The following is a 13085-nucleotide window of genomic DNA, read 5'->3' as shown; positions in this document are numbered from 1 at the left end:
TCTTTATTCCATATAATGCTTTCACAACAAAAAAGTCCTCGCATCACTGCGAGGACTTCTCTTATAATGCGTTAACCAGTCTTGGATCTCTTTGTTCTTTCTTTTTTTCTTTTTTATCAATTGAAAGCGTAAACATTGAAATGATTGTAAACGTAATGGCAATTAACCCTAATAATAAGTAAGCGCTTTTAAAGCCGACCGTATCATACATACTTCCTGCAATTGCAGAAAGGAAAATAGCGCCTAGCTGCTTTGAGAATTGGAAGCCAATTAAATAAATCGTTGCGGATAAGCGGATGTCAAAGTTTGCTGTAATGTATTTAAAGATAGCGACCAGTAAAACAGGTACTTCTATTGCATGCAGAAGCTTTAACGCACTAATCATAATTGGGCCGTCCGCAAAGCTCGAACCCAAAATACGAAACGACATGATTACACCTGCATAGATTAAAGCATTCTTTGCGCCGATTTTACGAATGAAGAACGGCGCCAGCAGCATAACCACTGCTTCCATGATGATTTGAGTTGTGTAAAGGTTTCCAAAAACGCGTGTACCTTCTGCTTCGGTGCTAAAGAAATGCGTAAAGTAAATCGCAAACTGTTGGTCAAAAACTTCGTAAATGCACGTTACCCCAACAACGTAAAGAGTTAACCACCAGAACTTTCTATTTTTAAAGATAGCTAATACCGATTCTTTTGATGTTGCTTCTGCTTTTTGTTTTTCAATTTCTTCGGTCGTTGTTCCTAAATTCGTTTGCTTTGTTTTCGCAAACGAGAATAGAATCCCTAACACTACCGCTACAACTGAGCTAATGATAAAAATTAAGTTAGGGTTTGTTGCGAAAAATGCTCCTGTTAAATATGTGCCCGTAGCTGCTCCGATGCAACCAAACATACGAACTTGCCCGTACTCGAACGAGTTTACTTGACTAACTTTTTCGATGTAAGCTTCAATTGTTCCAGATCCACCGTTAAAACAAGCTCCAAGGTAAGCGCCTCCAACGACTGCTCCAAGAATGATGTTCGTTTTTAAGAGATACGGAAATAAGTAGATAAAGAATGGTGCGATAAATACCAATAAAATAATAAAACACCATAGTAAGTTTTTACGTAAACCTAGCTTGTCTGAAATAATTCCGAAAAACGGCTGTAAGCAAAGTGCTGAAATGGCCATTGCTGAAAAGATAATCCCTACTTCAGTCGAACTTAATCCCCCAACGTTTTGTAGCCAAATTGATAAAAATGGTGTACATGCTGCCCAAATAAAGAAGTAAAGGGCAAAAAACAAGCCAAAAATCCAATAATCCTTGTTTAGTATAGTTTTCATGCGTAAATCCATCCCCTATTATGTAATATTTACTCATTTTCACTAAATTTTTAGTAAAAAGTTAATACATATAATTTATCAAAGAAAGCGTTATCTTTCAATAGTTTTTAGAAAATTTAAACACATTGTTGAGAAGGTTTTCTTTTTAAAAAATCCCGCAGACTCATCATAAGTCTGCGGGATAGTCAATTTATTTACTGAAATTTTACTTCAACGTAAATATCCACCGTTATTAAGATCAAATGTAGCTCCTGTATAATGCTTGGCTTTATCTGATAACAAAAATACTACCGTATCAGCTACGTCACGAGGAAAAACCGGTGTTTTAATTAGCTGGTGTTCCAAATACTCTTGTTTGCGCCACGTTGGAATGCTATCCATCATAGATGTATCCACCATTGTTGGAGCCACAGAATTGACTCGTATATACGGCGAAAAATTCATAGCGCAACTTTTTGTTAATCCGAGTATAGCAGCTTTAGATAAACCGTATAGAGCATCGGAACTTCCTTCTAATGCTGAAACTGAAGATATATTAACAATTGTGCCATACGCTTGTTTTTCGATGAGGTATCTTCCGAAAAGCTGAGAAAAATAAACTGAGCCTTTTACATTAACATCTATTACTTTGTTAATGTCTTCTTCTGAATATGTAAGTAAATTTTGTGCTAAATAAATTCCAGCGTTATTAACTAGAGCATTAACTCCTGGGAATGTAGCTGTAATTTGTTTAAAGAAGTTTTTCACGCTGTCATAATCTGCAATATCAACTCTATATGTAGACAATTTATTAGTTGAATATGAAGCCTTTAGTTCATTTAATGAATCTTCGTTGATATCACAAGCGACAACACGCGCTCCTTCATTTAAGCATGATGTGACAATTTCTTTCCCTATCCCAGCTCCTGCCCCAGTTACAATCACATGTACTTTTGACAACATTAAGCATCACTCCTTTTTGAATTAACTGTTATTCTCAAATTCTACCATATTATGTTCATCCTTCAACAACCGCAATAGAAAAAATATAGGTCTTAAATTTGAAACTTTCAAAACGTAATTTAGTAGTACAGTAGAGGTAAATTCAATATGGATACTTTTTAGGGAATGTGATTGTTCTGGCATTACTTGCGCTTTCTCTCGGAATAGCACCTTGGGGAGTTCTTGGCATCGTAAAATTAATTAAAAATAAGTAAAGAGCTCTCCACTTAAATGAAGAGCTCTTTACTTATTGATAGTCGTTAAAGAATTTTAATGATTCATCAATGATAATTTGCTGATCGTTATCTAATGTTGCCACGTGGTAGCTATTTTCAAGCGTTATAGCTTTTTTCTCAGCTGAGCTGATGTTTTCAGCTATGTATGTGCTGTTTAGCGGTGGAACAACGTGATCTTCTGTGGATACAAAAATAAGGGTTGGGCACGTAATTTTAGGTAAATCATTTTTAACAAGTCCAAGCAGCTTATATAGCTCTTTAAGTGACGCAACAGGCGTTTTGTCATAGCCGATTTCATCTGCGTTTTCTTTTTTTACATCAGAGCCAGCTGAGTCAAGAAAACGCGTATGAGGGTCCGCTTCGAATGCTTGTGGGTTTAAAGCAGGAATATCAATCGCTGCGTTAATTGGCACAATGCCTTTAATTTCAGGATAATTTTCTGCCATATAAAGCGTTAATGTCCCTCCCATTGATAAACCAACAACAAAGATGGTGTGACAGCGCTCTTTTAACCATGAATAGCCTTCTTCTAGTGATTGAATCCATTCTTGATAAGTTGATGTTTCCATATCTTCGTAGTGTGTACCGTGCCCTTTTAAACGGGGACCACAAACCGTATAGCCAGCTTTGTGGTAAGCTTCCCCTAATGGCCTCATACTGTGTGTAGTACCTGTAAAACCGTGCGATACTAAAATACCAATTTCGTTTCCTTCAAAGTAAAATGGCTCTGCGCCTTCAAGTATTGGATATTTTGTCATAAAAATCCCTCCCACTTTCAGTTTACCAAAAACCGTTTGTAAACCGTTACATTTTTGCATTGAAAAAGGAAGCATTTCTGCTTCCTTTGCGTTACACCATCACTTTACACATATTGTTTGTAAATTCAACCGGATCTTCAAGCGGTAAACCTTCAATAAGAAGGGCTTGATTGTAGAGGAGATTTGTGTAAAGCTCTGCTTTTTCTTTATCCTGCTCAAACGCTGTTTTTAAGGCTTGGAACACGCTGTGACTTGGATTGATTTCTAAAATCTTGTCCGCTTGTACCTGCTGGTTATTTGGCATTGCTTTTAAGATTTTTTCCATCTCGATTGTTACGTCACCTTCGGTTGATAAGCAAACAGGATGAGTTTTTAGACGTTTAGATAATCGAACATCTTTCACTTTTGTTGCTAACGTTTCTTTCATATACGTAAGAAGCTCTTTGCTGTCAGATTCTTCTTCTTTTGCGCTTTCTTTTTCATCTGCTTCAATTCCTAAGTCACCGCTTGAAACAGATTTAAATTCTTTATCTTCATAAGACATCAGCATCTTAATCGCAAATTCATCCACTTCATCGGTAAAGTAAAGAATCTCATAGCCTTTATCAAGAACCATCTCTGTTTGTGGCATTTTTGAGATGCGGTCATACGATTCACCAGATGCGTAGTAAATATACTTTTGGTCTTCAGGCATACGTTCAATATATTCTTTAAGCGTTACAAGCGTTTGCTCTTTTGATGAATAGAACAATAGTAAATCTTTTAGCGTATCTTTATTTGCACCAAAGTCGCTGTACACGCCGTATTTTAGCTGGCGACCAAATGTACCAAAGAACGTTTCATACTTTTCACGATCATCTTTTAAAAGGGATTTCAACTGACTCGTAATCTTATTTTTAATGTTTTTCGCAATCAGTTTTAGCTGACGATCATGCTGCAGCATTTCACGTGAAATGTTGAGCGATAAGTCTTCTGAATCAACAAGACCCTTCACAAAGCTGTAGTAGTCTGGAAGAAGGTCCGCGCATTTGTTCATGATTAATACGCCGCTTGAATAAAGTTCTAGGCCTTTTTCATATTCAGGAGAATAGTAATCAAACGGCATTGTTTCTGGAATATATAAGATAGCGTTGTAGCGCACCATTCCATCCACGCTAATGTGAATGTGCTTCAGCGGTTTGTCAAAACCATAGCGCTTTTCTTGATAAAACGCGTCGTAATCCTCATCTGTTAGCTCACTTTTATTTTTACGCCAAATTGGCACCATGCTATTAATGACTTGTTCTTCCGTTACCTGTTCAAACTCAGAATCGCTGCCTTCTTTTGGTTTACTCTCAGTAACGTCCATTTTAATTGGGTAGCGAATAAAGTCTGAATACTTTTTAATAATAGCTTTTAAACGGTATTCTTCTAAGTATTCGTCGTACTGATCTTCTTCCGTATTTTCTTTAATCGTTAAGACGATTTCTGTACCAACTTCATCTTTTTCACAAGGCTCAATCGTATAGCCGTCTGCTCCTTCTGAATTCCAGCGGTAAGCTGTATCGCTTCCAAGTGCTTTTGACGTTACGGTTACTTCATCAGCAACCATAAACGCCGAGTAAAAGCCAACGCCAAATTGACCGATAATATCGTGTCCATCTTTTGCTTCATTTTCAGCTTTAAACGCCAAAGAGCCGCTTTTCGCAATTGTGCCAAGGTTGTTTTCCAACTCTTCCTGCGTCATGCCAATACCTGTATCTTTAATAGTAAGCGTACGTTTTTCTTTATCTGCCGTTACTTTAATAAAGTAACGATCTTTTTCAAATGATAGTGATTCATCTGTTAACGCTTTGTAATAGATTTTATCAATCGCATCACTTGCGTTTGAAATGAGCTCGCGTAAGAAAATTTCTTTTTGAGAATAAATCGAATGAATCATCATGTCGAGCAGTCGTTTTGATTCAGCTTTAAATTCTTTCTTTGTCATAAAAAATCTCCTTCCTGTTGCATGAATATGTAGATGATTAGCACTCTTTTGTCCAGAGTGCTAATCACTATTTAATTATCATATTTTTGATAAATATGTCAATAGATTTTATTGAAAAGAACACCGTAGTTTAAATAAGGATTCTATTATGTAATCTGATATTTCCAATAACATCAAAAACAGCATTTAGGCGTCTAAATGCTGTTTTTGATGTTAAATTGCTTGCTTAATTTGTAAGTTGCGCTCGAGCTTTTTCTTCACGCGCTGCAGGGCATTATCAATTGACTTTACATGCGTCTGTAGCTCGTTAGAAATCTCTAAATAAGATTTCCCCTCTAAGTGAAGGTTTAGTACATTTCGTTCTAATTCGCTTAATAATTCAGAAATTTCCATCTGCATATCAAGTGATTTTTCACGGTTAATCAGCATCATTTCAGGGTTTGTACGATTTTCTTCTGATAGTAAATCTAAAAGTGTATAGTTTGATTCATCATCCGAAAGCGGCTTGTCCAACGACACGGATGAGTTAAGCGGTCCGTGTTTTTGACGAGTCGCTGTTTTAATAGCTGTTAAGATCTGCCTTGTGATGCAGAGCTCTGCAAAACTTCGGAATGAACTCGTTTTATCTTCTTTAAAATCACGAATGGCTTTATATAAGCCAATCATGCCTTCTTGAATAAGGTCTTCTCGCTCAGCACCAATGAGAAAATAAGGACGTGCTTTTGCTCGTACAAAATTACGATAGCGATTAATCAAGTGATTGAGCGACTCATCATCGCCTGTGTGTGCTAATTCGACTAGTGTCATGTCTTCTAGTATTTCGTAGTTTCTCATCATCTTTAACTCAATGTGAATACTCATTTATATCCCCCCGTTGACCTCTATTGAATGTTGATGTAGATTGCTATTTTCTGCTTTTCTTTCAAGGGTCCATAATGGCAAAGTGACATAAAACGTAGTGTCCGTTTATTAGAATGAATACTGTTTAGTTTGAAAACCCAATGCACACATCAATTAACGGTGACGTCAAACTTATTCCCTTGAATGCCTCTCCCTGGATATTAGTATACAGACTCTTTTTTGAAAACGTTGTCGAAATGTGAAAGTGTTTACAAAAAATTCTAATATATTTATCTGAAAATTTAAACTTTTATTAGCGAGCTCTGTCGAATCGCCTTATGTAGCTAAAAAACGACTGCTTATAAAGGATTGTTTTGAACCCATCGACAAAAGAGGTTACAGGCATCCCCAGCGTTTTTAACATTCCCTAAAAAAATGCCGAATGTTTCTTGAATGTTTCCTTTTTTCTTTATTTCGTCCGACAGTAAATCACTCCCTTGAAAAAACACATCCATTGTTCCATTTTTTCGTTCCAAAGCAATGCCTGCTAAATACGCTGTGTTCTCGTCTTGCCAGCTGTCTACGTGCAAGTGATTACCCGTGTAGTTTTCATGATTAAAGTAAAAAAGGTTCATCATACATTCTCCTAATCTTCGAAAAAACCAATTTTACACTAGATCGTAAAATTGGTTTTTTATGTTACAAAAAAGTATTAGTTTAAAATCCAATATTCGCTTCATCGTTATTTGACCAAGCATTACGCTGGCCTTTTTTATTATCTGCTTTTAATTCGTTACAAATATCGATGATGTTGACATTATCTTCATAATGTTTTTGAAGAGCAATGCTGTTATACAGCTCATTAAGCTGCGCATATGAAAATTCATTTGTAACGGAAACAAGCTCTTTAATTTCTTCTGCCGTCAAAAGATTCCTGCTGTTTTTCTTCACAAGATACTGTTCGCGAAGTCTCGGTGTTGGAAGCTTAATTTCATAGGCGCGGTCAAATCGCCCGGAGCGGTTAATAAGCGCGGGATCAATACGTTCTGGATAATTGGTTGTGCCGATTAAGTAAATCCCCTCTTTAGATGTCGCGCCATCAAGAGTATTTAAAAAGACAGAGCGAATTCCTTGAGGCATAGAGTCAATATCTTCAATAACAAGCACCATCGGACTCATTTTTGCGACGGAAGAAAATACTTCTTGAATCGAATAACTGGACGTATACTCAGTAATTTGCCAATAGGCAACGGGAGCTTCAATACTCGTTGCAATCGATTTGACAAGCGTTGTTTTACCGTTTCCAGGCTTTCCGTACAATAAGATTCCACGTTTATATGGAATTTGATACGTATGAAAAAACTCTCCGCCGTTTGTGAAAAATTCGTCAATAGAACGATAGATTTGATTTTTGAGCTTATCTTCTAAAAAAACTTCGTCCCGCTTAACAAGCGTTGTAATCTTCTCTTTATGATTTTCAACACCATCTTCTGTATCAATAAAAATGGTCACGTAATCTTTAATATAGTCCCGCTTACGTTTTAACACATAGTCTAAAAAGGATGATAGGCTTTCTTCACTTGATGCCAAAATGTAGTCATACTGAGTCAATTCGTTCTTTTGAAAAGCAGGCATACGCACAAGCGCTAGGTTATGCTTTTCATAATAATAAAGGTGATTGTAGAGCGATGGTTTTAAAATAAGCTCCATTTCTTTGTCTGTATGATTGGAAGAAATAATCCCCATTTCTAAGCAGTCAAAAACGGAAGCGAGTTCCGTAACACTTTCAGGGTGAAGCTCTAGATCTTCTTCAAGTACTTCCCAAATCTCATTAGACGTATCGCTATCAACATATAGTTGGAAATCGTGACCTGTCTTTGTTTTTAAATACTCTTTAATCTTCTGAACAGGAAAAGCGTAGCTGTAGTACTCAGGCGCTTCATCGATTGTCTTAGCTGAAAATTGAACTAAAGCTTGTTTCGTTTTTGTCATGTAGTGTCTCCTTCAGGTTTAATATGTCTAATTATACAACATTTTACATACTTTGACTTCTTTTATGTACATAACGTTAGAACATTTGAAAGAAATAACAGAACAACTATGCGACAGTAAAAACGAAGAAAAAGAGCATTGAAATGGACCATTCTTGAACTAAGTGATTATCAAAAAGACCAGAACCAATCAGATTCTAGTCTTGAAGAGCTTGGGATGGATGAGTTGATTTTATTGAAGGGCATTTATGCGTTAACTAGGCAAGGAGTTACGCCTAGTCGCAAGCGTTTGGTTGAGTTTGCTGAAGCATCCCACACGCCTCTTTCTGAGCAGCAGGTGCGCTATCGTTTAGAGATGTTAGAAGAAAAAGGATTAGTGATGAAGCAAAAAGGACGTGGTGGCACAAAATTAACTCGAAAAGGTTATGTAGCGGCTGAAAAACTTAAGTTATCGCTCTCCTAGCACGGAGTTAATGTGCTGCTTCTGGATTTCTGTGTACATCGTTTTTAATTCGAGCATAGAAAGCTCATATAAATGTCGTCCATCTTTTGCCTTATAGCATCCGTAATTAATGAGCTGGTGTAGTACTCGTTCACGCTGGGTTTCTAGGTGTTGTTCATAGGATTGCATGACCGCTTCCCCTTTCGTTGCTTGTTTTTTCTTTATTGTCATTATCTTATATTTGTAAGCACTCTCTATCTTTACCCGATGTTTACGATTAAAAACATGAAATGAAAAAGATTGAATAAGCATAGAATACGTAGAATCCGTGAAAAAAAGATGAAATGCTTTGGAGTGATGTAATGAAAGAACATATGCGCTTAGCATGGTTCGCTTCGTGGTTTGCTTTTATCGGGCAATTCCTTGTCTTTTTGTGCGTTGCGCTGTTTACAGGAGAGTGGCGCTACCTCTTATGGAGCTTTCTCATTAGTATGACGGCTGGATTAACGGGAATAATCGTCACGAAAAATGCTGCAGAGAAACATGAAGGTAAAAAAGAACGCTAAACAAGCATCTGATGTTCTCTGTCAGATGCTTGTTTTTGTTTTAGACTAAAAGATTCCTATTATTAAATAAACAGCAGTTCCCCATATAAACAAAGCAGATAATTTATTTAGCAGCTTCATAAAACCACCTGTATGGTCAATTTTCCCTATCACCCTTCCAGCAAACGTAAGGCTGATAAACCACAGCCACGATACGGCAATACAAGCTCCCGTAAACAAGGCTTGTTCTGCACCGCTATATTTTAGTGCGCTTGTTCCAATTACACCAATCGTATCTAAAATTGCGTGCGGGTTGAGTAAAGAAACCGATAAAGCGAATAAAGTTTGCTCACGAGTTGTTAATACGTGATAATTCCCATCTGCTTTTGGTACAGACGTCCAAATAGTGTAACCCATATATAGTAGAAATAAGCTACCTCCACTCATTAAAGCAACTCGAATCCACTCAAACTGAAATACAATAGCAGATAATCCAAAGATAGCTAATAAAATTAGCAACGTATCACATACTGCAGCTGTAATCGTTGCCGGTAACGCTCGGACAAATTGCGTTTGCGTAGCTCCTTGAGAGAAAATAAATACGTTTTGCACGCCTAAAGGTAAAATAAGACCTAATGCTAAAAGAACTCCATGAAAAATAGCTTCCATCCATCAACAACCTCCTTTCAATCACTATCCTACTATGATAGATTAAAAAGAAAACAACCAATTGAATGGTTTTTTACCCATCCAATTTAGAGGAGATTGCATGGACTGGAAGCCAAATACACATTCACACTTAACTCTTCACGACCAAATTATCGATTGGATAAAGGAGAGAATTGAAAAAGGTGACTGGTGCGTAGGAACGAAAATTCCAACACAGCGCCAACTTGCAGTGCAGTTTAATGTAAACCGAAGCACGGTGCAGCTGGCTCTTGATGAACTTCGTGCAGAGGGTTTACTTCAATCTAAAAGAGGCTCTGGAGTATTTGTAAGCAATAGTTCTTGGAACGTTCTTGTAAACAAAACAAATCCGAATTGGCAGCAGTATATTGAAGGAAGCGTTCATGAACCAAACTACCATACCATTCAGCTTATTAACCAATATGAACAAGTTGATCATATTATTCGACTTGGAACAGGTGAATTATCGCCAGATTTACTTCCAACAAAGCAGCTTGAAGAGTCGTTAAAAGAAATTTCGCTCGAATCAAAAGCAATTGGCTATTCATCACCAAGGGGCAGTAAAGCTCTAAGAACAACCTTATGTACATACTTAAAGAAAAAAGGAATTTATACAACGCCTGAAAATATTTTAATTGTTTCTGGGGCCCTTCAAGCACTTCAGCTAATTGCGGTTGGGCTATTAGAAAAAGGATCACTTGTCTTTCAAGAACAATCATCGTATTTGAATTCAGTACATCCTTTTCAGTCTGCAGGCATGCGCGTTATGTCCGTTTTAAGAGGTAAGAACCTACCCGAACATCTACGTAGGCTTAAGAAAAATAAACAGTCATTGTTTTATTGTGTACCTACTTTGCATAATCCGACAGGCTATAGTTGGACTTTAGAGGAGAGAATAGCCTTTTATCAAACGTGCAAAGAACTCCAGATTCCTATCATTGAAGATGACGTCTATCACGAGCTGCTATTTACTTCAGGGATTGAACCTATCAAAGCGCTGGATACGTCCGGACAAGTTTTATACATTGGTAGCGTCTCAAAAACGCTTAGCCCTGGTTTACGAATTGGATGGGTTGTTGCTCCTCCCCCTGTAATTGAACGGCTAGCAGATATAAAAATGCAAACAGATTATGGATCTAGCGCCTTTTCTCAAGAGATTGTGGCGCACTGGCTATCAACAGGGTTATATGAGAATCACTTAGGACAGCTGCGAGAACAGCTAAAAATCCGAGCGGAATTTGTAGAAAAGATTCTCTATCAAAAATTTCAAAGCTTAGCAAACTGGGAAAAACCTGAAGGCGGATTTTTTATATGGCTTAAATTTAAGAAGCCAATCGTTAATAAAGCACTATTTCTTAATTTGCTAAAGCGAAATGTTCTAATTAATCCCGGCTATATTTATGAAACAAGGGATTTATATCATATTCGTCTGTCGTATGCGTACGCGTCATTAGAGGAACTAGAAAAGGGGTTAGATATTTTATTTGAAGTGTGTAGCGAATATTAAAAATGAAGCAAGAGATATTTTATCGAGATTGGGATAAAGGCAGAATGAAGCAGAGTACAAAGCTGTTACTTTTGTTCATTCTGCCTTTAACTTAGAATCTTAATTCTATTTATACTATCAATTTACTATTCCACTTACTTTTATATGTAATTTTATGTTAAAATAATGGTCATATTTTCATTTTTAACGGAGGGTTATTTTGTATGAGTACGTACAATATTGGTGATATTATATTTCAACTCGTGACTTTTGGACTTATTATCTTGTTTATTGCACTTCTAGTATTTTTGTTTCGTTCATTTTTAAAGAGCAGAAAACAGCTTAACCAAATAGAACAACAAGTGAAAGAGCTTACTGAGAAATTAAATAAAGACAAGCACTAATCATAAAACCCCTCTTATTTCCAAAGACAATAAGAGGGGTTTTATGATTAGTGCTTTATTTAGAAGCAAAAATTTGTTTTTGATCCCACTTTCCATATTTGTAATAAACAAATGCGATAATGCTGCTTATTACAAAACTTGTACCCATGCCAAGTCCGATGCCCGTTTCACCTAGCCACTTAGCGAATAAATAAGTGAGTGGATAACGCAGTACCCAAAAAGAAACAATATTTAACACAAGAATCGCAAACATCGCTCCTGATGCTCTTACAACTCCATTTAGAATGAAGTTAATACCAAGAAACGGATAAAAGAAAGCGACAACCTTTAAGTAATGTGTACCAAACGCCACGGCTCCTTCGTCTTCAATAAATAGACGAGTCGCCCACTCTGCTAAGAAAAAGATAACCACAGCTACAAGCATCATTATTGCAAAGTTATATATAACTCCATATAGGCCAATTTGATTCACTCGACTCCACTTTCCTGCACCAATGTTTTGCCCTGCCATACTACTCACAGAGGTTCCAAGCGCCATCGCTGGAAGCATAAGAATACTATCTAAGCGTTGAGCTGCGCCAAATCCTGCAACTGCATCGTTTCCAAAGGATGTAACGACGCTCATAATTGCCATAACACCAGCTGAAATAACCGTCATTTGTAAACCTGACGGAATACCAAGCTTGAAAATAAGCACTGTTTCTTCCCTCTTTGGCAGAGCAGGACGTGAAAACGGTACAAGCTTCTTTTTAAGAATATAAATGAGGCCGTAAATGAATGCAAAGCCCTGAGATAAAACAGTTGCATACGCAGCTCCTGCAATACCTAAATCAAACGTCCAGATAAAGATTGGATCAAGCACAGCATTTAAAATAACCGAGATAAACACAAACCGCAGCGGGGTTTTACTATCTCCTACTGCTCGTAGTACAGTACCGATAAAGTTGTACCCGAACAAAAATAAAATTCCGACAAAGTTAATTTGTAAGTATGTTGTAGCGTGGACAAGCATTGTTTCAGGAGTGCCCAGTAACTTCAAGATTGTCTCTGAGTTTAAAAAGCCAATGACGCCAAGTAAGATTGCTAAATCCGATAATATCACAACAAACGCATTTAAATAACGAGATAGCCCTTCTTTATCATCGTTTCCTTTTTGCTGAGATAAAATTGTTAAGCTGGCATTATTAATTCCAATAATAAATGATAAGATCGTAAAAATAACGGTACCTGAAACCGCAATGGCTCCTAAAGCATCAGACCCTAATAAATTACCGACCCATAGACTATCAATGAACTGATAAGATACCTGAAGCAAATTCGTTAATAGCACTGGCGTTGAAAAGAAAATGAGCTGCTTTAAGATTGAGCCCTCAGTAAAATTGTATTGCTTCATATAACTAAAACTCCTTTAGTGACGTC

At 37.0% G+C, this 13085-nt stretch carries 14 protein-coding genes; 4 read left to right on the top strand and 10 right to left on the bottom strand.

Annotated elements, in window-relative coordinates:
• Positions 1–61: 61 nt before the first annotated feature.
• From AC1UFB_RS15195 to AC1UFB_RS15165, 7 genes are all read right to left on the bottom strand, one after another.
• A complete protein-coding gene (locus tag AC1UFB_RS15195) occupies positions 62–1327 on the bottom strand; it encodes an oligosaccharide MFS transporter (protein WP_482589451.1) in 1266 nt (421 codons plus the stop codon).
• Between the two features lie 210 nt (positions 1328–1537).
• Entirely contained in the window at positions 1538–2269 is a 732-nt protein-coding gene (locus AC1UFB_RS15190) for an SDR family NAD(P)-dependent oxidoreductase (protein WP_094910090.1), read from the bottom strand.
• A gap of 286 nt (positions 2270–2555) precedes the next feature.
• Entirely contained in the window at positions 2556–3302 is a 747-nt protein-coding gene (locus tag AC1UFB_RS15185) for an alpha/beta hydrolase (RefSeq protein ID WP_482589450.1), read from the bottom strand.
• Positions 3303–3393: 91 nt separating this feature from the next.
• Complete coding sequence (gene htpG, locus AC1UFB_RS15180) at positions 3394–5271, bottom strand: molecular chaperone HtpG (protein ID WP_100347777.1); 1878 nt, start codon at positions 5269–5271, stop codon at positions 3394–3396.
• 213 nt (positions 5272–5484) lie between these two features.
• On the bottom strand, positions 5485–6132 hold the full coding sequence (sigH, locus tag AC1UFB_RS15175) for an RNA polymerase sporulation sigma factor SigH (protein ID WP_100347778.1): 648 nt from the start codon (positions 6130–6132) through the stop codon (positions 5485–5487).
• Between the two features lie 338 nt (positions 6133–6470).
• Positions 6471–6746, bottom strand: coding sequence for a hypothetical protein (locus tag AC1UFB_RS15170; RefSeq protein ID WP_482589449.1), 276 nt, complete (start codon positions 6744–6746; stop codon positions 6471–6473).
• Between the two features lie 82 nt (positions 6747–6828).
• Entirely contained in the window at positions 6829–8103 is a 1275-nt protein-coding gene (locus tag AC1UFB_RS15165; RefSeq protein WP_206833491.1) for an AAA family ATPase, read from the bottom strand.
• Positions 8104–8241: 138 nt separating this feature from the next.
• On the opposite strand from AC1UFB_RS15165, the gene AC1UFB_RS15160 reads away from it, so the two are divergent.
• The gene (locus tag AC1UFB_RS15160; protein WP_025911011.1) at positions 8242–8565 is read left to right on the top strand and encodes a winged-helix domain-containing protein; all 324 of its coding nucleotides are present in this window, start codon (positions 8242–8244) and stop codon (positions 8563–8565) included.
• Here AC1UFB_RS15160 and fbpA read toward each other — a convergent pair.
• On the bottom strand, positions 8551–8733 hold the full coding sequence (fbpA, locus tag AC1UFB_RS15155; RefSeq protein ID WP_100347781.1) for a Fur-regulated basic protein FbpA: 183 nt from the start codon (positions 8731–8733) through the stop codon (positions 8551–8553). The genes AC1UFB_RS15160 and fbpA overlap by 15 nt on opposite strands.
• 173 nt (positions 8734–8906) lie before the next feature.
• On the opposite strand from fbpA, the gene AC1UFB_RS15150 reads away from it, so the two are divergent.
• A complete protein-coding gene (locus AC1UFB_RS15150) occupies positions 8907–9110 on the top strand; it encodes a hypothetical protein (RefSeq protein ID WP_094910099.1) in 204 nt (67 codons plus the stop codon).
• 45 nt (positions 9111–9155) lie between these two features.
• Here the strand turns inward: AC1UFB_RS15150 and AC1UFB_RS15145 are convergent, their stop codons facing one another.
• The gene (locus tag AC1UFB_RS15145; protein ID WP_100347782.1) at positions 9156–9758 is read right to left on the bottom strand and encodes a LysE/ArgO family amino acid transporter; all 603 of its coding nucleotides are present in this window, start codon (positions 9756–9758) and stop codon (positions 9156–9158) included.
• A gap of 100 nt (positions 9759–9858) precedes the next feature.
• Between AC1UFB_RS15145 and AC1UFB_RS15140 the strand changes: the two genes are divergently transcribed.
• The gene (locus AC1UFB_RS15140; protein ID WP_482589448.1) at positions 9859–11283 is read left to right on the top strand and encodes an aminotransferase-like domain-containing protein; all 1425 of its coding nucleotides are present in this window, start codon (positions 9859–9861) and stop codon (positions 11281–11283) included.
• Between the two features lie 203 nt (positions 11284–11486).
• Entirely contained in the window at positions 11487–11666 is a 180-nt protein-coding gene (locus tag AC1UFB_RS15135) for a DUF4083 family protein (RefSeq protein WP_025911003.1), read from the top strand.
• A 55-nt stretch (positions 11667–11721) separates the two neighbouring features.
• Here the strand turns inward: AC1UFB_RS15135 and AC1UFB_RS15130 are convergent, their stop codons facing one another.
• Positions 11722–13059 (bottom strand): MATE family efflux transporter, encoded by a 1338-nt coding sequence (locus AC1UFB_RS15130; RefSeq protein ID WP_482589447.1) that lies wholly within the window; start codon positions 13057–13059, stop codon positions 11722–11724.
• Positions 13060–13085 lie beyond the last annotated feature (26 nt).

Source organism: Priestia sp. KCTC 13724, assembly GCF_056820425.1.
Note: the sequence above shows the minus strand (reverse complement) of the source record. Positions and strands in the feature narration are given on the sequence as shown.